15 protein-coding genes are annotated in these 19,779 nt (G+C 35.1%); 6 read left to right on the top strand and 9 right to left on the bottom strand.

The features are described 5' to 3' along the window. Positions 1–25 precede the first annotated feature (25 nt). Complete coding sequence (locus P0Y62_02595; GenBank protein ID WEK70444.1) at positions 26–931, top strand: hypothetical protein; 906 nt, start codon at positions 26–28, stop codon at positions 929–931. Positions 932–1,036: 105 nt separating this feature from the next. On the opposite strand, the gene P0Y62_02590 is transcribed toward P0Y62_02595, so the two are convergent. The 3 genes from P0Y62_02590 to P0Y62_02580 all read right to left on the bottom strand — a co-directional run bounded on the left by P0Y62_02590 (position 1,037) and on the right by P0Y62_02580 (position 3,355). Then, a complete protein-coding gene (locus tag P0Y62_02590; GenBank protein ID WEK70443.1) occupies positions 1,037–2,200 on the bottom strand; it encodes a serine hydrolase in 1,164 nt (387 codons plus the stop codon). A 105-nt stretch (positions 2,201–2,305) separates the two neighbouring features. After that, complete coding sequence (locus P0Y62_02585; GenBank protein WEK70442.1) at positions 2,306–2,857, bottom strand: helix-turn-helix domain-containing protein; 552 nt, start codon at positions 2,855–2,857, stop codon at positions 2,306–2,308. A 126-nt stretch (positions 2,858–2,983) separates the two neighbouring features. Further along, a complete protein-coding gene (locus P0Y62_02580; GenBank protein ID WEK70441.1) occupies positions 2,984–3,355 on the bottom strand; it encodes a helix-turn-helix domain-containing protein in 372 nt (123 codons plus the stop codon). Positions 3,356–3,440: 85 nt separating this feature from the next. Between P0Y62_02580 and P0Y62_02575 the strand changes: the two genes are divergently transcribed. Continuing rightward, on the top strand, positions 3,441–3,986 hold the full coding sequence (locus P0Y62_02575; protein WEK70440.1) for an NAD(P)H-dependent oxidoreductase: 546 nt from the start codon (positions 3,441–3,443) through the stop codon (positions 3,984–3,986). Positions 3,987–4,109: 123 nt separating this feature from the next. On the opposite strand, the gene P0Y62_02570 is transcribed toward P0Y62_02575, so the two are convergent. The 5 genes from P0Y62_02570 to P0Y62_02550 all read right to left on the bottom strand — a co-directional run bounded on the left by P0Y62_02570 (position 4,110) and on the right by P0Y62_02550 (position 9,922). Continuing rightward, positions 4,110–4,718 (bottom strand): alpha-ketoglutarate-dependent dioxygenase AlkB, encoded by a 609-nt coding sequence (locus P0Y62_02570; GenBank protein WEK70439.1) that lies wholly within the window; start codon positions 4,716–4,718, stop codon positions 4,110–4,112. Between the two features lie 286 nt (positions 4,719–5,004). Continuing rightward, positions 5,005–5,244 carry a hypothetical protein gene (locus tag P0Y62_02565; GenBank protein WEK70438.1) on the bottom strand — a complete coding sequence of 80 codons (240 nt, stop codon included), beginning with the start codon at positions 5,242–5,244 and terminating at the stop codon, positions 5,005–5,007. Positions 5,245–5,368: 124 nt separating this feature from the next. Further along, positions 5,369–5,932, bottom strand: a complete 564-nt coding sequence (locus P0Y62_02560) for a hypothetical protein (protein ID WEK70437.1) — start codon at positions 5,930–5,932, stop codon at positions 5,369–5,371. An 84-nt stretch (positions 5,933–6,016) separates the two neighbouring features. After that, the gene (locus tag P0Y62_02555) at positions 6,017–7,891 is read right to left on the bottom strand and encodes a hypothetical protein (GenBank protein ID WEK70436.1); all 1,875 of its coding nucleotides are present in this window, start codon (positions 7,889–7,891) and stop codon (positions 6,017–6,019) included. A gap of 417 nt (positions 7,892–8,308) precedes the next feature. Next, positions 8,309–9,922, bottom strand: a complete 1,614-nt coding sequence (locus P0Y62_02550) for a helix-turn-helix domain-containing protein (protein ID WEK70435.1) — start codon at positions 9,920–9,922, stop codon at positions 8,309–8,311. A 385-nt stretch (positions 9,923–10,307) separates the two neighbouring features. Between P0Y62_02550 and P0Y62_02545 the strand changes: the two genes are divergently transcribed. Both P0Y62_02545 and P0Y62_02540 read left to right on the top strand, forming a co-directional pair. Further along, entirely contained in the window at positions 10,308–11,333 is a 1,026-nt protein-coding gene (locus P0Y62_02545) for an NAD(P)-dependent alcohol dehydrogenase (protein ID WEK70434.1), read from the top strand. A 267-nt stretch (positions 11,334–11,600) separates the two neighbouring features. Further along, entirely contained in the window at positions 11,601–13,391 is a 1,791-nt protein-coding gene (locus P0Y62_02540; GenBank protein ID WEK70433.1) for a metallophosphoesterase, read from the top strand. Between the two features lie 107 nt (positions 13,392–13,498). Here the strand turns inward: P0Y62_02540 and P0Y62_02535 are convergent, their stop codons facing one another. Then, positions 13,499–14,560 (bottom strand): phosphatidylinositol-specific phospholipase C1-like protein, encoded by a 1,062-nt coding sequence (locus tag P0Y62_02535; protein ID WEK70432.1) that lies wholly within the window; start codon positions 14,558–14,560, stop codon positions 13,499–13,501. 328 nt (positions 14,561–14,888) lie between these two features. Between P0Y62_02535 and P0Y62_02530 the strand changes: the two genes are divergently transcribed. Both P0Y62_02530 and P0Y62_02525 read left to right on the top strand, forming a co-directional pair. Next, entirely contained in the window at positions 14,889–17,933 is a 3,045-nt protein-coding gene (locus P0Y62_02530; GenBank protein ID WEK70431.1) for a SusC/RagA family TonB-linked outer membrane protein, read from the top strand. Positions 17,934–17,945: 12 nt separating this feature from the next. After that, entirely contained in the window at positions 17,946–19,706 is a 1,761-nt protein-coding gene (locus tag P0Y62_02525) for a RagB/SusD family nutrient uptake outer membrane protein (GenBank protein ID WEK70430.1), read from the top strand. The last annotated feature ends 73 nt before the right edge of the window (positions 19,707–19,779 follow it).

Genomic DNA, 19,779 nt, shown 5'->3' with positions numbered 1-19,779 from the left:
TTCAGAAACTACAAACAGATTACTTATGAGAAAATTAATAACGTTTACAGCAGTTGTATTGGGTTTTAACACTATTTATTCCCAAGAGGCTTCCAATAAGTTTACAGCACTTGATTTTGAAAAGCAAATACTACATTATACTCCTAAAAAAACGGAAAATATTTCTGAAAAGGATTATAATTACGCCATGATGATCCTGAAAGAAACCAAAGAATCCGTAAAATCCAAACCCGAAAATTTCAATCTGGCAGATTACTTCAACATACTGAATGCATTACTGACTTTGAAAGAAACGAAACAAAATATCAATATTGCATTTGATAAATTTATCCACGAAAAAGGTAGTTGTGAATATATTAAAGCTTTTGAAAACACCATTAAAAACAATCCGAAGTATGACATGGTTCGGGATGATTATAACCAGCAACTCGCTAAGTGCAAAGCAACCATCAACATTGAAAAAGAACCGGATCTTCAGGAATACTCAAAAGCCAACAACCTTGAATCTTCTTTAGTTCAAGAAATATACAAGATCAATATCAATGATCAAAAATATCGAGATTCAGGTGCAGAAAAAAAATTATCGCAGGACCAACAAGTTCTGGATAAAAAAAACCAGGCAATTATCGATTCACTTTATAATAAGTACAATACATATATCGGAAGAAGCTTGGTCGGTAAAAAATTTGAAAGCGTTATGTGGGCAGTTATTCAACATTCCAATGTTGAAATGATGGACAGATATTTACCCATTGTAAAAAAAGCCGTCACTAATAAAGAATTAGAAGCTGCACCGTTAAAAATGCTTATTGACAGGTTTTATGGGTTAAAGTATGGTTATCAGATCTTTGGAAGCCAGAGTGGCTTTGGATTCAAATCAGCAGATGAAAAAACGAAAAATGACGTAAAAAAGAAATACGGAATTGAATAATCATCTAACTGTTTTTAATACAGGTTGATATTGTTTTTAAGTTCATATTTCAGTTTGGACAATAATAAGTATTAATCTTCTTTTATAATCTGAGGTTGATCATTTCTATTCCGGAGTTTTATCCAGGTGACCAAGCCATCTTAATGGTGAATAAGTATCTCCTATACAAAGCTTTAAGATCTGTGCATTATTCTTTTCAAAGTTCTCACTGTTGCTTAGAATAACAACGGCTGTTCCAATTTCAGGAAATGCCACAGCATAATTCTGATTGGCTTCACCGTGCCCTGTGTGGAAGAAAGCCTTGCCAAAAGGCGAACTGAACAGCCCTACTCCTAATCCCCAAGCTAGATTAATAACATCATTTTCATTCGTAATACTGTCTTTCAAAGGACCGAATCCTCTTTTACTTTTTACCATGATCTGCGGTTTTAATATCTCAAGATAAGTTTCACCGGATAGACCTTTCTTTTTCATCAGATTGATCATAAAATTCGCATAATCATTCGCTGTGGTAGACATTGAACCTGCTGCCCTGCTGCTTTCTCTTCTTTCTGAACCGTATTTCTTTCCATCTTTAAAATACGCATTGGAGAAATTATCTTCAAATTTACTTTGCCAGATCATGTCTGTATGTTTCATCTGCAGTGGTTCGAAAACTTCTTCCTGTGCAATATCTTCAAGCTTTTTTCCCGTATATTCCTCTATTATAAATCCCAAAAGATTAATCCCTTCATTGGAGTAATAGAACTTTTCACCCGGCTTTGCAATAAGGTTGACTTTGTTACCATACAATTGCCGAAGAACCGGCAACCCGGAACTATGACTTAAGAGCATTCGGGGTGTGATCAGATTGAAAGATTCAGAATCTTCTGCCAGATCTTTCCATTTCGCATACTCTCCTATTGATTTTTTCAGGTATTTGTAAACAGGCTGGTCGAGACTGAATATTCCTTTCTCTACCAGACGCATAAAAATGTAGGCACTCACCGGCTTAGTGAGCGAGGCTGCATACATTACTGTACTGTCATTCAGCTTTTTTTTGTTTTCAATATCTTTATATCCGAAACTAGATGAATAGATGACTTTATTATGATTGACAATAGCTATCTGCAGACCCGCAATCTTAGCGCTATCGACCAAACGTGCTAACCGCTGCTGAAGAATTTGAGAATCGATTGTTTTTCCGTTAAGATGTCTGATCTTGATATTTTTTTGAGCTATTAAGGGAAATATCCAGACTAAGAATAAAAGGGTGAAGAGTTTTTTCATGAGAGAAATATTTGTGACAAATTTAGCTGCAAATTGCTATAATTTACCCGGACTCTTTCACGACAAGTTTACGCCATTTGGCTCTGGAAAAGGCTTTTAAGGGATTTATTTCAAAAATCGATAGGTTAAAGGATAAAAGCAGTCTCTTTTGTTGACGCTTCTGAAAATATTGATAACACACATGACAAAAGCATAGAAATAGATGATCATTACCAATGGAAATCCAACGGAAAATACAAAGACCATTAATACAACAGACGGTATAAGGAGAAGCGACATGGTGATCTGAAAATTAACGGCTGACTTCCCTTCAAGGTCGTAATCCTGGGCTTCATCTTTTTTAAAAAACCAAAGAAGACCTGGAAGAATGATGTTAAAAACAGGAAGAAAAAGCCCGATCAGAGCTAATATATGGAAAAACGGTTTTATTTTATCTTCATTCCTGATCTCCGGAGATTTTGGTAACTGATCATTGACCATCAGTTCTTCAGTTTCTATTTCGAGTGAGTCCGCAAGCATCTTTAACGTTGCAGGATGTGCTTCAACCTTTCCGCTTTCGATGCGCTGTATTGTTCTTGCACTCACGCCGGAAACATCTGCGAGCTGTTGCTGGCTTAATCCTTTATTACGCCTGTAATGTGCTAATTTTGAAGTCATAGTACACAAAAATAGGAAATTAATAATTTTAAATAATGAAACCCAACTACAACGCATAAAAATATTTGGAAATGCCCGTTTCTTTTCGATTTAGAACCATTCCAAAATTGACATTCTACCAGGCCACTATCCAATAACAAATTCTCCTTTTTCATGAACCACTTTATTCCCCCATTCTGTTATTGCTTCTAAAATCGGGACGAAACTTTTTCCAAAATCAGTAAGACTATAAACGACTTTTATTGGGGGCTTTTTCCCATAAACCTTCCTTGACACAAAACCGTCTTTCTCTAATTGTTTTAACTGCAAGCTTAAAGTCATTTCAGTAACAGATGGCATTTCCTTACGAAGTTCACTATATCTTTTGGGCTCATCTTTCAGATGGTAAAGAATAACCGCTTTCCATTTTCCGCCCACCAAGTCCATTGTAAGACTGACTGTACAAGGATAAGCCTTCCCTTTAAGTTTCACATGGTCACCTATACATTCTGTTTTCATTTTTCTTTTTTTAAACCTATCTGTTTGGATAGTTATTGTCAATGTAATATACTAAAAATATTTTTGCTACTAAAATAAATATAGTATGGCATTAATCATTCTGGCACATCCGACTTTTGAAAAGTCCATTGCCAACAAAACAGTTATTGAAGAATTACAAATGAGAAGTTCAGACATTGAAATAAGAAACATCTACGACTTGTATCCTGATTATAAAATTAATGTAAAAGCAGAACAAGAGGCATTATTGCGACATCAGACCATCATATTTCAATATCCATTTTACTGGTATAATATGCCTAGAATTCTGAAACATTGGTTTGACATGGTATTTGAATATCAATTTGCTTATGGCTCCAATGGTGACAAACTGAAAAACAAAAATTTTATTCCAAGTTTCACTATAGGATCATCGGAGAGCAGCTATAATGTTCTGGGGATTCAGCATTTCCGGGTTTACGAATTTTGCAAGAACCTTGAACAAACAGCTTTATTTGCCCAGATGAATTATGTTGATCCGATCTATTTTCACGGAACATCTTTGACAGCTGGTTATACAGAACAGGACATCAAAACTAGTGCAAAACTACATGCTGAAAAGCTGATAGTTCTAATAAACGAATTAAAGTAGTAATTCAAAGTCTAAAAGCCTAAACAATTAACTACGGTTTATAATATAGGATAATATATTAAATGGCCATGTAAGGAGACCATTGATCTCTTTTTATAAAAACACTCAGAAATGGAATTATCCCTATAATTCATTAATTAACCTGAATGTCAAATTGATTCTCTCCTTCATCGGAATAGTTGATTTAGCAATTCTATGCTCCCAATGTTCCTGTAAATCTCCTTTCATAATGAGCAGCGAACCATGCGGAAGAGGAAGGCTGTATTTACTCTGGTGATGATCTTTTTTCCTGAAATCAAAGTTTCTGGTTTGGCCAAGGCTGATTGATGCAATGACAGGCCGTTTTCCGTAACGGCTTTCTTTGTCTCTGTGCCATGCTACTGAATCATTATGATCTCTATAGAGGTTTAGCAAAACTCCATTAAACTGATACCCAAATTCTTTTTCAATCCTTTCTTTTAAGGAAAGCAATTCAGGCGTCCATGGATTTCCTGGCTGTTTATTTCCTTCAGATTCATTGTATTGCAAATCACCATACCAAGCTGTTAATCGTGGAGTCAGAACTGTTTTATCATACATCTTTTGGGTACGCTGTTGCCAGGGAACAGTATGCAATAATGTATTTTTAAGCAAATCAGCTTCTTCTCTGGTGAGAAAATTCTCTCTGTATTCCAAAAGGTCTTTTGGAAATTCATAAAATTCTTCTGCATCAAATAAACTCAATTGGGACATCAAAAATTAATTATTTTATTTTATCTTAGCAATATCTCATTAGTATGGGATTTTTTTTCATCATTTGTGTTTTTTAACTTCCCTTCGGGGAAGTTTTGTATTTATTAAGCTAATATAAAAAACTGTTTCCAACGGCAGTTGCTATGAAATCAATTAAAAAACAAAAACCTCTCCAAAGAGAGGTTACACAAACCAAAACATGAAAATACTTATAAAGCATCTTGCCTCAAAAGGCTACTTTTGAACTTACTAATTACCAAAACCAATTTTGAATTGTGAAATAAATTTATCTGTCAAAAACACTATGCCATATTAATGTATAGTTGTTTTTCATTGTAGACACAGCTTTTACTTTATCATCTTGGTCAAATCTTACGGATAATGTTATTCCTTTCGTAAACCAGGTTCTATTGATTGTATAATAGAATATATTCTCGGATTCGACATAATTCTCTCCAAAATCTGAAATGATATCGGCTTTAGTTCTCCCTATTAAATAGTGAAACTTTCGTTTAATCTTTATCAATTTTAGTTTTTTTAGTGTATATACATCACCTTTACCAATACAACAAGAATGGTTATGAGAAAAAACAATTCACTTATCCTTCCCATAACCATAACCCATTTTTCATTTGTTTTTTAGAATCATATTAAGGTTTCCAATACGTCCACCCTTCCCCATTATATACAGCCAGCCTTTTAGAACCTGTTTTATTTATATACACCATCATCCCCGGTGCAGGACTTAAAATGTCATTAGTATCCTGTATCATAGGAAGTATCATCGCTTTCGTATTTGACTCCAAGACCAAAACTCCATCGGCTGCAGAGCTATTACCGCCTATGATTACCTTTGCTCCAGCATCTTCTACAAGCACTGGCTGTGCAGTCATTACTCCGTTTATATTCGCACCATGCCCGTTACTCAAATCCACCCATCCTTCAGGCGATCCTGCACTTATTACTCCGTTATAAAATTTAACTTTAGCGTTTGTCTGATCTGATGCATCCAATATAATAGTACCTTCTGCTAAACCAGCTCCCAAAGGAACAGTTCTTACATAGGGTACAATAATTCCTTTATTCTGTCCGGCAGCAAAATCTACAAGAACAGACTGCTTATTGGATGCTGTACCTGTTGCATCCCCGAAAATAACCTGTGAAAATGCACATGCAGATAAAGCAATAGCTACAAGAGAAAATATCTTCTTCATATTTTATATTTTTAAGTCAATATCATCCCCGTCATCCTATTTTCTAGTATAAGATGACAGAGGTTGATTTATTAATTATATTTATTATGGACAAGCCGGGTTAGAAAAACAAGACCATACACCGTCTGAATATATTTTTAAACATTTGGCGGTTTTGTCATAAACCATCATTCCTTCCTGAGGAGCAGGTATCGATGAAATTTCCGTGGAAGACATTCTTGTGATTACAAATCCCTTGGTATTGGACTCTAATACTACATGTCCAGATTTTCTCACCATAGGCCAATTATCCGGAGAATTGGTACCCGCACGTTTCAGCAGGGTGATTCCCAATTTAGTATCTGGTGCTGTACCAGAAATTGTCCCAGGATTATAACAGGCACACGGATTTGCAGGATCTGTTGGAGAATAGTACGAAATTGTGACTATAGAACCCACTAATCTACATTTTCCCGAAGCCGAAGTAAAGAAAGCATAATAAGTACCGGGTCCCATTGCTGTAACATTACTTATTACCGGGCTATTCACATCATTTGTTGCATGCCATTCCACTTCAGAAGAATTTATTTCTAAGTTTGCGTCATTTAAATTTGCTGTACTTCCCGAGCAAATCTTTAAATCTTTTGATTTAGGTCCCAAATCTGTTCCACAAACAATCAATATCGCTGTTGAATACGTAAAAGATGTCGGATTGCTGTTAGTAGCAGTTCCATCTCCCATACTTCCATTGGTTCTGTGCCCTACGTATCCGAAGTTCTGGGAACATTTTTTAACGTTAATGGTAGTATGGCCTCCGGTTTCTACGGCAATTACTTCATCGGTAAGACTGAGTCCATCAGCAGCAGTGCTGTTACCCGGCATGTAGATGGGATCATAAAAAGCAGTTGATGTAGATTGCCCAATCATATTTCCACTATTAGCCCCCCAAGCCCATTGTTTATTATTATTGGTTAATATATTAATAGTAGCAGAATTGGCAAAGTTGGAATGTTCATTAGGAGAAATCCAAACAATATTTCCACCTAGTGTATTGCTTCCTGAAACAGCCGTTACTTCACTCCAGACAGTACTTGTATTGGTACTTCCATCACCCAACTGTCTATTACTGTTATCACCCATAGCATAGAGCTTACCATCGGCAGCCAAAAGGTAATAAGTCTGTAAGAATGGAGTTCCTCCGCCACCCTGTGTCATCCCGATCATTTTTGGCGTAGCCCCTGTAGGTACAGAAACTTCTGTTGCATAATTTCTTGCTGCAGCTGCTCCGCTGTTAATATAGGTACCGCTACCCCAGGTAAAAAGTTTTCCGTCTGACGTTAAAGCAAAAAGAGCATTAGGCGTACCTCTCATTGCAACAACATTGTTAAGATTTGGATTTCCCGTCTGTGAGGTTTTTACACGATGCCAAATAATATTATTTGCAGTACTTTCTGCCGTTCCATCACCGTTTTTTGATCCGTTAAATGACAATACCCATGCATCCCCATTACAAGTAACAATAGCCAAAGTACGATAAGATCCAAACATCATTTTTACGTCTGAAGGATTTACCCCTGCCGGTAAACCGTCTGCCTTACCATTTATGGTGATTTTGCCAAAAGCCGTTGTACTTTTAATTGTTGAGCTTATCAAGGTATTTGATGTCCCCCAAACATACAGCCCGTCTGTTGTTAATAAGGCGAACTGGTGTCCTGTGTTACTAGTACTTCCGGCTGCCACTCTTATCGGTGTTCCTGTATAGTTAAATCCATTAGCTGAAGCTAATAATGTTGGGCTTAATAAATCTGAAGTTCCGTTGCTATTACTGGCTTGTCCCCAAACCTTAAAAGAACCGTCCTTTTCTTTTGCCAAAGAAGCATGAAAAACAGAAATCAGGTTATCATATTCTATTGTATTTGGATCAGAGCTGTTTACAAAAGTATTGGAATTACAACCCGACACACAATATTGTGCTTGCACTATTGAAGAGATGAGTAGTAGAAAAAATAGTTTTAATGCTCTAGATAAAAAACCGTAATTATTCATTCAATTTGTATTTATATTCGTTGTCATCAATCTATTTGTAAATCTCCGATCCCTTCATGTCAATATTTTTTAATTAAGGTTATTTTAACTCTTTAAAAGCTGAGAATCTATTAAGATATTTTATAGAATTAAACCGAAAAATAAAAACGGATACTTGAGAATTTTCCGTTGCAAAAATAAAACGGATTATCTCCTTAAACGAATAATAGTAATTACGAATTCCTGAAAAAGGGGTAAATAAAAACAAAAATAAAAATCTGGAATACAATCAATTAAATAGGATTTTAGGATTTTTTTTATTTATAAATATTTAAAGAAAATTTTTCTCTTTTCATTCACTGATTCTTTATTTTATTCCTCCATTATTTCTGATTCTTCAGTAATGGACTGTAATAAAAGCCGGAAAAATTCAGAAGGAGAGACATCTGTTACTTTCTTAAAAGCTGTTGAAAATTTACTTTGGGAAGAGAAACCAGCTTCTTTAGCTAAGCTTGCAATTTTGAACTTTCGATATACCGGATCATTTTTTACTTTTTCAATAATGAAAAGAACTCTCAATTCATTAATGTAATTATTAAAATCCTTCTTCTTTTCTCTATTAATTATATAAGATAAGTATTTTGTATTTGTATTACAGTAAGATGCCAAAAAAGGTAAAGAAATTCCATTCCGAATAAATTGTTTTGATTTTTCAAATTTTTCAAGCTTTTTTATAATCATCATCTCAGTAGCCTCCGTCATCAATGAATTTTCATCCTTCATTTCATCTGTAGCTACAGGATCATTTCTATCTGCACTGTCTTCAGTTTCATTATTTTGGGTCGTATAATCTGTATCAAAAGGCTTTGTATTTGTTTCTATTTTTTTTAATACTTGATTAATTTTATCAATTTTTCTTTTCTGATATTTTCTGTACATTATAAAATAGATAACCATTACAATCAATAAGCCTCCAATGATAAAAATCAGAGAATTTTTAGATTCTGACTTTTTCTCTACTTCTCTATTTTTCTTTTCAAGGTTATTATAGGAATCATTGATAAAAGATTTAGAATTATTTTCAATCTTCTCCGACAAAGAATCATTTTTCATGGTCACTTCTGACAATTTTTCAAAGTCCTTTTTAAAAAGATAATATTTTTTTGAGGTTTCATAAATTTCTTTTTTAAGATCAAGATATTGCGACGTCTTAGAAATTTTTTCTGCCAGATCTAGGTTTTCTTTTGCTTTATTAAAATCTTTTTTATCAATATACACTTGAGCAAATCCATTATAAACCAATGCTTTTAGAAAATTATCCGGCATTCCATTCAGTTTATGGAGGGCTTTATTATAATGAAAAAGTGCTTTGTCATAGTCTTTCAAACCAGTATAGTTAAGTCCTAGTAACTGTTCATTATTTGCCGTTACGAAATCATAATTCTGTTGGGTATTTTTATCAAAATAACTTTGGGATTTTCTAATTGCAGCAATAGATTTCTGATAATTGGCGACCCCATATTCATAGTAGGCTTTTTCTTGTAGCACAAAGCCCATTAGCTGTTTTTCAATAATAGGATTGTTAATTCTCTTAATAACGTCAATTGTTTTATTGGCATACGTTAAAGATTTATTCAGTAATCCCAAAGAACGGTATTGAGAAGCAAGAAAGCCGTCTATCTTGGCTAACCAGACATCATCGTTTCCATTGATAATCGTCTCGGCTTTTAAAGCGTAATCAACTGCATTTTTTATCTCACCCGATTGTTTATACAAAGAAGCCGATAACATTAAACTTCTCGCTTGAAAAGTTGGCGTTTCAGAAATTGAAAATAATGAATCCGCAGTACTTAGTGCTTTATTAAAATCTTTTTGAGAAGTTTCAAGATAAGTTTTTGAATAAATAAGATTATAGTTTTCTAGATTTTGAGCAGATACGCATATTACTGTTAAAAAAAACAAATTCACAGTAATTAAAAATTTCATAATCATTATATTTTTTTAAAATTCAAAAGATTACAAAATTAGCCTATTTAGTAGTTTAAGTAAAAATTTTTAATATCCATTTTCATGAAAACGGATATTTTTTTCAATAATATAAACATCTAAAAATCTAAGCATTAAATGATAAATTATTAAAATAATAATTTATTTTAAAATTTTCAATTTATAGATCAGTAAAACAGTTCCACTCATTAATACTAATGGATTTTAATAGATATAAAATTTTATATTTTGGATGAATGAAAACCAAGTATTGATTATTACATCATTATCTATCAAACTTTATCATTTTTTTATACTATTTTATAATTCCCCTCTGTTGAATATTCCTTAATTTTAAGGTATACAAACTTTAAATTTTAAGCTTATGAAAGCAGTACGTTTTTTTGGCCATAAGGATGTTCGTGTCGTAAACGATATGGAAAAACCCACTCCAAAAGGAGATGAAGTTTTATTAAAAATAGGAGGTGCAGGTGTCTGCCATTCTGATCTTCATATTATTGACGAGGGTACCGTAAACGGCTCTGTATTTACATTAGGACATGAAAATGCAGGCTGGATAGAGGAAGTGGGATCTGATGTAAAAGATTACAAAAAGGGAGACGCTGTTTTAGTATATGGACCTTGGGGATGTGGACATTGCAAGCCTTGCCAGCAATCCAAAGAAAACTATTGTGATCATCAGTCTGAAATGGCTTATGGAGGAGGCTTGGGTCTTAATGGAGGTATGGCTGATTATATGCTTGTCCCCTCTTCACGCCTATTGGTTCCTATTTTTGATTTAGATCCTGTGATTGCCGCTCCGCTTACCGATGCCGCTCTTACTCCCTATTCTGCCATTAAAAGATCGATCTCCAAACTAACTCCTGACGAGTTTGTTGTCGTAATCGGTGTTGGAGGTTTAGGACATGTTGCCATACAGATTTTAAGAGAAATCAGTGCCAGTACGATCATCGCCTGTGATGTTACAGAAGAAAAGCTTGCTTTTGCAAAAGAGCTCGGTGCTACCTATACAATCAATTCCAAAGACGAAGATGCAGCGGAACAGATCCAAAAAATTACTGGTATCAAAAAAGCCAAGGTTGTTATTGATTTTGTAGGAGCTACTTCTACCATCGAACTAGGTACGAAAACTGTGAGCTTAGATGGAGATCTTACTATTGTAGGATTAGGTGGCGGACATTATCAATACAGTATGTCCGGTTTACCTTTTGGAGTAAGCATGACCAATCCGTATTGGGGCTCCAGAGTAGAACTGATGGAAGTGGTGGGACTGGCCCGTCAGAAAAAAATCCACATAGAAATTGAAAAATATACACTGGATCAGGCCAATGAAGTCTACGATCGTATGAGAAACGGAAAAATAAAAGGCAGAGCCGTACTGGTTCCATAATATAAACAATGAAGGCCGGAAGATTTTCTTTCGGCTTTTTCATACTATATCATCAATGCTGTTGAGCATCAAATCAGCAGGTTTTATGTTATTAAAGTTGCCTATTACAGCATTAAAATTACTGGAATTCCTTGTTTTCAAAGGTTATAAGCATTTGCCAGTATCTTGGTAAATTTAGTATAATAATGCAGGAGAAAATCTTTACAATTATTTAAAGTATAATTAAAAAAGAATGCATGATATTCCTCTAATTTTGTATCTTTTAAGATGAATAAAGGAATTTTATCGTTTCTGTTTTTTATTTTTTCCCTGTTACCGGCCCAACAAAAGTCTGTTCAGATTGCTTTTCTTTCAGATGTTCATTTTCAGGATCTGTATGGGAATTTTTCAGACCATGATTTCAAAGGCATTTTTAATTCTAAAACAGGAAAACAGACCATTTTAAGAACCATGGATGCTCAGTTGCATTCAACAAGGATTTTTAATGAAAATTATTTTGCTTTTCTGAAAGCTTTAGATGATATCGCTTTGAAAGGAATCAAAATTATAGCCATGCCCGGCGATTTTTCAGATGATGGACAGGCTTATAACCTTCGAGGACTTCACAAAATTCTAGACCAATATCATAAAAAATACGGAATTGATTTTTACCTCACTACGGGAAATCATGATCCTGTAGGCCCGTTTCGACAGGATGCAGGAAAAGATAATTTTCTCGGAGAGGACGGAAGCCCATTGGGAATTTACAGCAAGGAAAATATGGGAAAGGTAAAAAATAAAGTCATTACCAAAGACATTGCAGAATCCGGATATCTCGAAATTTTACATGAACTGAAAGATTTTGGTTTTTATCCGCAAAAAGAAAACCTCTTCTGGAGTACACCTTTCAATTTCCAATCGGTTAAAAATTATTCTTACGAAAAAGCTTTACGCAGTGCAGATTATTCTCAAAGGATGTACGAAGTATCAAAAGGATTTTCCGTTCCCGATATGAGCTATGTGGTTGAACCAGTAAAAGGAATCTGGATGGTGGCCATTGACGGAAATACCTATATTCCAAAAAATGCAAATGAAAATCCCAATATCCCTTCTAATTATAAAGGGGCAAGTATTGGTTACAACAATGTTTTGACTCATAAAAAACATCTGATCGAGTGGATAAAAAAAATTACGCAGGAAGCAAAGGTTAATGGAAAAACAGTGATTGCTTTCACCCATTATCCGATGATCGATTTTAATGACGGAGCTACGAACGAAATTAAAAAACTATTAGGCGAAAAAAAATGGCAGCTGGAAAGGGTTCCTGAAGAAGACGTTGCAGAAGCTTTTGCTGAAAACGGATTGCAGATCCATTTTGCAGGCCATATGCACATCAATGATACAGGAATCATAAAAAAGGAGGGTAAAATACTCGTAAATATTCAGGTTCCTTCATTGGCGGCTTATCTTCCTGCTTATAAAATACTCACCATACAATCTCCTGATAAAATGGAGGTCCGAACGGAAGTTTTAAATAAAGTTCCCTATTTCGATGCATTATTTCCTTTGTATGAAAAGGAATATGCAGCCTTAGAAAAAGGCAAAAATAAAATCATCTGGAACAGGGATATTCTGCAGTCAAAATCATATCATGATTTTATGCTGTTTCATCTTAAAGAACTGGTTCGATTGAGGATGATTCCCGATGACTGGCCGAAAGATTTTATCGAAAAAGTCCAACATTTGAATGGAGAAGACCTGTTACTTTTTATTTTTAATCAAAATCAATTAAAAGAAAAGAACATCCACTCAGCAAACTTCAGAACATGGACTTTTGAAGATGTCTTACTTGATCTCTATAAATTTCAGTCGGCTGATGAACTGGCAAAAAAAGATATTCCAAAAGAAAGGCTGCAGCAATATGAAATCCTGGAAAAGCTTTATCAGGAAAATCAATCACAAGATTCTTTCCTATTGCAATTACAATCTGTATTTAAAATTTTGAAGTTACTTTCAAACGGAGATCCTGCAGATCATTTTGAGATAGATTTAAAAAAACAGGAAATCAGGAAACTTTAATTTTTACCTTCTACTTTTTCAACTTATTGATTATAAAATAAAAAAGCTGTCAACAAAAAGTTAACAGCTTTTTCTATTGTGAATCTAATCGTAAAGAATATTCTTTTTTAATTCAAAGGATTTTTCCTTTCGTACGTATTCTTATCAAAACTGATTTTATAGCTGGACTTGAATAATTTACTCGACTGATAATAATCCGTCGTGATGATCTGTGCCCCGCTTTCTTTCGCTTTTTCAAATCTTGAATAATCTTCTTTCCTTGCTTCCATCGTATCTGCATCGGCTCTGGTTCGGACAATATATCCTTGTTTTACTAAATCCGAAATCTCAGAACTTGGATCATTCATAAATACAACAGCCGATTCAGGAGTTCCAGGAGTGGAATTGGTAAATACCATTCTTCCTTTTAAAGACGGATGACCTTTCATATACAAATCCCTGTTCTCACTGTTGTTGTCCAGTACAAAAAGGAATTTTCCTTTAGCCTCTTTTACTTTCGGCCAGTTTTTGTGTAAAACCGCTTCATTCAACGTTTTATAATTCCCTCTGATATCATCCGGTGTAATGATTTTATTTTTGCCCAAATAGTTTTTTAATTCATTGTCTAAATCATCGAACAATTTTGAAGTATAATGTTCAGGTTCTGTTCCGAACTGGTTGGCTTTCCCGTCCTTAGGCTCCAATGTAATGAAAACAGGATCATGATCAGGATGTGCATCAGACCATTTTTTCAAATCTTTCAGGCAGTCTTCCAGTGTATAATAATGGGTCTGATAATCAATATCGTTAATATGAATCATTTTATATCCAGGTTTTTTCATTTTCCCTTCCGGGTCAAAAGGCTGACTTGTCTTTACCAGATCTAAAATCTTAGGATGTGCATATTTTCCGCCTTTGCTGTCTGCATACACATCTATTTCAAGGTTTCTTAATCCTAAATCCAGCTGTTGAGGAATCGGAATATGCTCGTACTGAATTCTGGGAAGAAAATTCAGAGAATCTTTTTTAGATAAATAGGTATAAACTTCCGGCAGAATAGCCTTTTTATAAGAATTGTGCGAACCAATCACCTGAATTTCATTAATCTTTAAATTGTTCAGGTTCTGAGATTGCGCCCAAAAAAGGTTGAATGAAGATATATACAAACTTAGGAATACCGCCTTTTTCATGACTTCAATTTTTTGTAATCGCGAAATTAGGAAGTCTTTACTCAGATAAGTTTTAAAGTATGTTAAGTGTTTTTTAAGATTGTATGAATGTTAAAAAATAAGCATTCATAAGTACTTGATAATGAATCATATTTTATTTTATCAAAAAGGGATATTTATATTTTATTGATTTTATGATAATGTTATGTTAAAATAGATTTGGGTTAAACGTTTTTACTTTGCATCTGAAAGAATAAACACAAAAGATGAGAAAAAAATACCGCTGTTGCGGGAACAACAGCGGCTTTTTATTAAGCAAGCAACATTGACAATTACTTTACTTAATGATATGTACCACAAAATTAATTTTTTAAAATTTAAAAAGCTAATTCCGATTGCATTGATTTTCCTGGTTTCTAATCAGGCTCATGCAGAAGGAATTTTTAAACACTCTCCTATCTCTTTTCAGATTAAGGAAACCATTACCGGAAATGTAAAAGATCAGGAAGGTTCTGCCATAGAAGGCGCAAAAATTACTGTTGTAGAAACCGGAGAAACAACGACTACCGATGCATCAGGAAATTTTACGGTTTCTGCCAATACCGGACAGACATTATCCATTTCTTATGAAGGTTATGCCACACAGACCATAAGAATTTCAGGAACTTCAGTTTCTGTGAATCTGAAATCAAAAAAAGAAGCCGCTTCCATTGAAGAGGTTACTTTAGTAGGATACGGTTCACAGAAAAAATCTGATGTTACTGGAGCTATAAGCCAGCTGAAAGCAGCCAATTTCAAAGAAGGAATGAATATTTCCGTGGATAATCTGATGCAGGGAAAAGTAGCGGGTGTCCGTATCGTACAGACGAGCGGTGAACCGGGAGCAGGAGTGAATGTTTCCATCAGAGGGATCGGTTCCATCAGAAGCGGAAGTACTCCTCTATTTGTTGTAGACGGTGTTCCTTTAAATAATGATCCTGTAAGTTCGTCTAGTCCTGATTTTGGGTTGGGAAATACTGCAGCAAAAAATCCACTGAATTTTTTAAATACCAGTGACATCGAATCGATTACTGTTTTAAAAGATGCTTCTGCGGCAGCAATCTATGGAGCAAGAGGTTCGAACGGTGTTGTTTTGGTGACTACTAAAAGAGGAAAAAAAGGAGAACCTTTATTTACCTACGATACCTACTTAGGATTTTCTTCTGTGATCAAAAAATTAGATCTCTTAACAGCAGATGAATACAGAGCAGCAGGAATAGACAAATCTTACGATCATGGCGGAAATACAGACTGGCAGGATGAAATTTACAGAAATGCAGTATCTTCCAATCATTCTGTTTCATTTTCAAAAGCTACAGACACGGGAAGCTATTTTGCGTCGCTTTCTCATATGGATCAGGACGGTATTGTGCTGAACAGCAGTTTCAAAAGAACGACAGCCCGTATCAATGCAGAAGAATCTTTCCTTGATGATAAAAGATTAAAAGTTAAAGTAAACCTAACCGCGAGTGATATCAGAGAAACAGGTATTCCAAACGGTGGAACTGCAGGATCTGATGGACAGTTGATTATCCACGCTTTGATGGCTAATCCTACCCGTTCGGTATATGATGAAAACGGAAATTATACCAACTTCAATATGAATGCTCATTACAATCCGTTATATTTATTGAGCGTGTATCAGGATAAAACCAACACCTTCCGTGTATTAGGAAATACAGAAGCTACGCTGAGAATTCTACCGGGGCTGAATTATAAATTCAATTTAGGGATTGACAGAAGTTTGTCTGAAAGAAATACAACGATGTTCCCAAATATTACTGACAGAAGCCCGAAAGGAATCTATTCTCAGGCAAATCTTGACACTTATAACATTCTTCTAGAACATTATCTCACTTACGATTTCAGCTTAGGCAGACATAATTTTAATTGGTTAGCCGGTTTTTCCTATCAAAAATTCAAAGCAACAGCTACGTATTGGGGAGTAAGAAACTTCCTGGCTCAAGGAGCCGGAATTCCACCTGAAATTAATCCCGGATATTCCGGAGATGTTTTTGTTCCACAGCCTGGAACGGATCAGGAAAATGAGTTACAGTCATACTTCGGAAGGGTCAACTACAATTTCGATAAAAAATATTTCTTAACAGCTTCTTTAAGAGCTGATGGTTCTACCCGTTTTGGAGATAACAACAAATATGGATATTTCCCGTCAGTTGCTGTAGGCTGGACGATTTCCAATGAAAACTTTTTGAAAGGAAACTCGATCATTAATGAATTAAAATTAAGAGCAAGTTGGGGGCAGACCGGTAATCAGGAAGTTCAGAACAAAATTACAAAGCAAAGTTATTTACTATCACAGTCTGCAGGATATTATTTATATGATAATTTGAATCTGATTAACGGAGTTACAGTCGTAAGGACTCCTTTCCCTGATTTGAAATGGGAAACCGTAGAGCAGACTAATATCGGTTTAGATTTCAGCTTATGGAAAAATAAAGTATACGGATCGTTGGAATATTATAATAAATCAACAAAAGATGCGATTCTGCGTATTTCGTCCCCAGCATTAAGCCCAACGCCAATGATCTGGAGAAATTCTGACGGAACGATCATTAATAAAGGTTTTGAATTCTCTATCGGGTCTGAAATTATCAAAAATGAAAACTTCACGTGGAATCTTGATGTAAATGGAGCTACGGTTCATAATGAAGTGAAAGGTCTTCCTGTTTCAGAAATTTATTCGGGATCAGTATCTGGTCCAGGACTTTCAGGGGTTACTGCCAATATATATAAAAACGGTTATCAGGCGGGATCTTTTTATATGTACCATTATTTAGGAATTGATGCAAACGGTAAATATATTTATGAAGATGTAGACGGCGATGGCACGATTGGCCAGAAAGACAAAAAAATCTTTGAAGGGCCTATTCCCAAATTTACTTTCGGGATCAATTCTTATATGAAGTACAAAAAATTTGATTTTTCTTTCTCTTTTATCGGGCAAACTGGAGGTTACCTGGTCAACAATACCGCATTGGATTTAAGTATCAACAATCTGGCTTCAGACCGAAACGTTTTGAAAAACTTCTATGATTCAGGAGCAAGTTTTACCAATCAACCGCAATTGTCTTCTTTATATCTTGAAAAATCAGACTTTATCCGCCTAAATAATGTAAGATTAGGATATACTTTCGACATCAATCAGCTTAAATTTCTGAAAAGCATTAATCTTTACGTGAGTGCACAGAACTTACTAACAATTACAAGCTATACAGGTTACGATCCACTTGTTGATACCAACAAACAAGTAGATGGAAACCAGTCGTTGGGAATTGACTACACGACGTATCCATCTGCAAAAACTTTCATTTTGGGAGCTACTGTTAAATTTTAATTTAAAGAAATCATGAAATCAACATTTTTAAATATTAATAAAATCATTTTATCCGTTGCCGTTATGTCTTTAATAGGATGTACCAATCTGGATGAAAAATTACTTGACGAAGTCCCTAGCTCAATCGCTGCAGATCCAGAAGCTTCTTTAGCCGCAGCTTATGGCCAGCTTGGCGACGGAACATTTGTAGATCACGGAAGTGTATTTGCTTTACAGGAATATTCTACGGATGAAGCCATCTTACCAACCAGAGGAAGTGATTGGGGAGACGGCGGAAAATGGAGAGCGATGCATGAATTTACCTGGGATTCTAATAGTGATGTGGTAAAAACAACATTCAATCAGCTGACATTAGGGATTACCAAATCTTTAACAGCTATAGGAAGCATTAACCAAAGCAATATAAGCAATAAAGCTTTATTTTTAGCGGAAGCAAAGGGTTTATTGGCTTATTACACCTATACAACAATAGATCTGTTCGGACAGGCTCCTTACAGAGATCCGGATAATCTGAATGCCCCTATAGAGATTAAGAAAGCAGAAACAACGATTGATGCTTTAATTACTGAAGTTGAAGGGCTTATTCCCAATTTGGCGGATATTAAAACTCAAAATACTCACGCCGGAAGATTTACAAAACAGGCGGCTTATGCTTTATTGGCCGATATGTACCTGAACAGAGCTGTCTTAAAAAATAAAACAGCTGCTACCTTCAATTTTACAGAACAGGCAGTCAACGGAGGCGGAACAGATATGGATAAAGTCATTCAATATTCCAATCTGTTGATCAACGGAGGACTGTTCAGCTTAGAATCCAATTATTTCCATAATTTCGATATCAATAATGACAATAGTAAAGAATTGATTTTCACGATTGTTCAGAAGAAAAATTCGCTTAGAAATGCGGATAACGACTTAGCCTATATGTCAATGGAAAGAATTCAGAAACCATCTCCCGATAACAGGGGAACAAATGCTTCCTGCATCACTCCTGAATTCTATTATTCATGGAACGGAAATCATGATGACCCTCGTTTCCAAAGAACTTATCAGTATGAAGACGGAACATGGTTCAGAAATGACGGAACCGATATAAGCGTACCCTCAACAAGTAAAGTGGAAGGAACAGGAAAGCCTTGGTTTCACTTCAATAGAGGTTTACAGGTTGGTCAGCAATATGGTCCTAAAATTCTTGCTAATGGTAACTTTGATATGACCGCTGATGGAAGAATTAAAGTTTATAAACTATTCACAGAAAAAAATACAACCCTTGCCGCAGATTTCACTCCTGAACTTAATTTTGACAATCCTTCAGAAGCTGTATTTACACAAGCTCAAATCAATAGAGGAGTAAGAAACTTTAAGTTTGAATTTGATCCTGGTTACGGAAACAACGGAACCAGCGGAATGGATGTGCCATTGTACAGATTAGGAACCATCTATATGATGAGAGCAGAAGCCTATTTCAGAAGTGGAAATATGACTGCAGCTTTGGCAGATATGAACAAATTAAGAACAAGCAGAACCAATGATGCTTTAAAGAACAATACACCAGGTGTTGCACTTACTTCTTTGGATGCCAATACATTATTTAAAGAATCAGGATATGAACTGTATTGGGAAATGTACAGAAGAAAAGCAATGATCAGGTTTGGAAAATTTGATCTTGCAGGAACAGCAAAACCTGCGACTCAACCCTACAGAAGAATTTTTCCGATTCCACAGGCAACTCTTGATGTTTCTAAGGAATTTGCTCAAAACCCGGGCTATTAATTTCTTATTTTCAGATTGATTTTTTTCGTAGAAAGTGACTGTCTTCCGGAACAGTCACTTTTTTGTTATAATG

This window comes from Candidatus Chryseobacterium colombiense (genome assembly GCA_029203185.1).
Taxonomy (GTDB): Bacteria; Bacteroidota; Bacteroidia; order Flavobacteriales; family Weeksellaceae; genus Chryseobacterium; species Chryseobacterium colombiense.
The sequence above is the reverse complement of the archived record's forward strand: the minus strand, read 5'-3'. Positions and strand labels throughout refer to the sequence as shown.

Bases quoted from the DNA above. Each gene is read 5' to 3' on its own strand.
- P0Y62_02595 (WEK70444.1), top strand. From the start codon at position 26: ATGAGAAAATTAATAACGTTTACAGCAGTTGTATTGGGTTTTAACACT.
- P0Y62_02590 (WEK70443.1), bottom strand. From the start codon at position 2,200: ATGAAAAAACTCTTCACCCTTTTATTCTTAGTCTGGATATTTCCCTTA.
- P0Y62_02585 (WEK70442.1), bottom strand. From the start codon at position 2,857: ATGACTTCAAAATTAGCACATTACAGGCGTAATAAAGGATTAAGCCAG.
- P0Y62_02580 (WEK70441.1), bottom strand. From the start codon at position 3,355: ATGAAAACAGAATGTATAGGTGACCATGTGAAACTTAAAGGGAAGGCT.
- P0Y62_02575 (WEK70440.1), top strand. From the start codon at position 3,441: ATGGCATTAATCATTCTGGCACATCCGACTTTTGAAAAGTCCATTGCC.
- P0Y62_02570 (WEK70439.1), bottom strand. From the start codon at position 4,718: ATGTCCCAATTGAGTTTATTTGATGCAGAAGAATTTTATGAATTTCCA.
- P0Y62_02560 (WEK70437.1), bottom strand. From the start codon at position 5,932: ATGAAGAAGATATTTTCTCTTGTAGCTATTGCTTTATCTGCATGTGCA.
- P0Y62_02550 (WEK70435.1), bottom strand. From the start codon at position 9,922: ATGAAATTTTTAATTACTGTGAATTTGTTTTTTTTAACAGTAATATGC.
- P0Y62_02545 (WEK70434.1), top strand. From the start codon at position 10,308: ATGAAAGCAGTACGTTTTTTTGGCCATAAGGATGTTCGTGTCGTAAAC.
- P0Y62_02540 (WEK70433.1), top strand. From the start codon at position 11,601: ATGAATAAAGGAATTTTATCGTTTCTGTTTTTTATTTTTTCCCTGTTA.
- P0Y62_02535 (WEK70432.1), bottom strand. From the start codon at position 14,560: ATGAAAAAGGCGGTATTCCTAAGTTTGTATATATCTTCATTCAACCTT.
- P0Y62_02530 (WEK70431.1), top strand. From the start codon at position 14,889: ATGTACCACAAAATTAATTTTTTAAAATTTAAAAAGCTAATTCCGATT.
- P0Y62_02525 (WEK70430.1), top strand. From the start codon at position 17,946: ATGAAATCAACATTTTTAAATATTAATAAAATCATTTTATCCGTTGCC.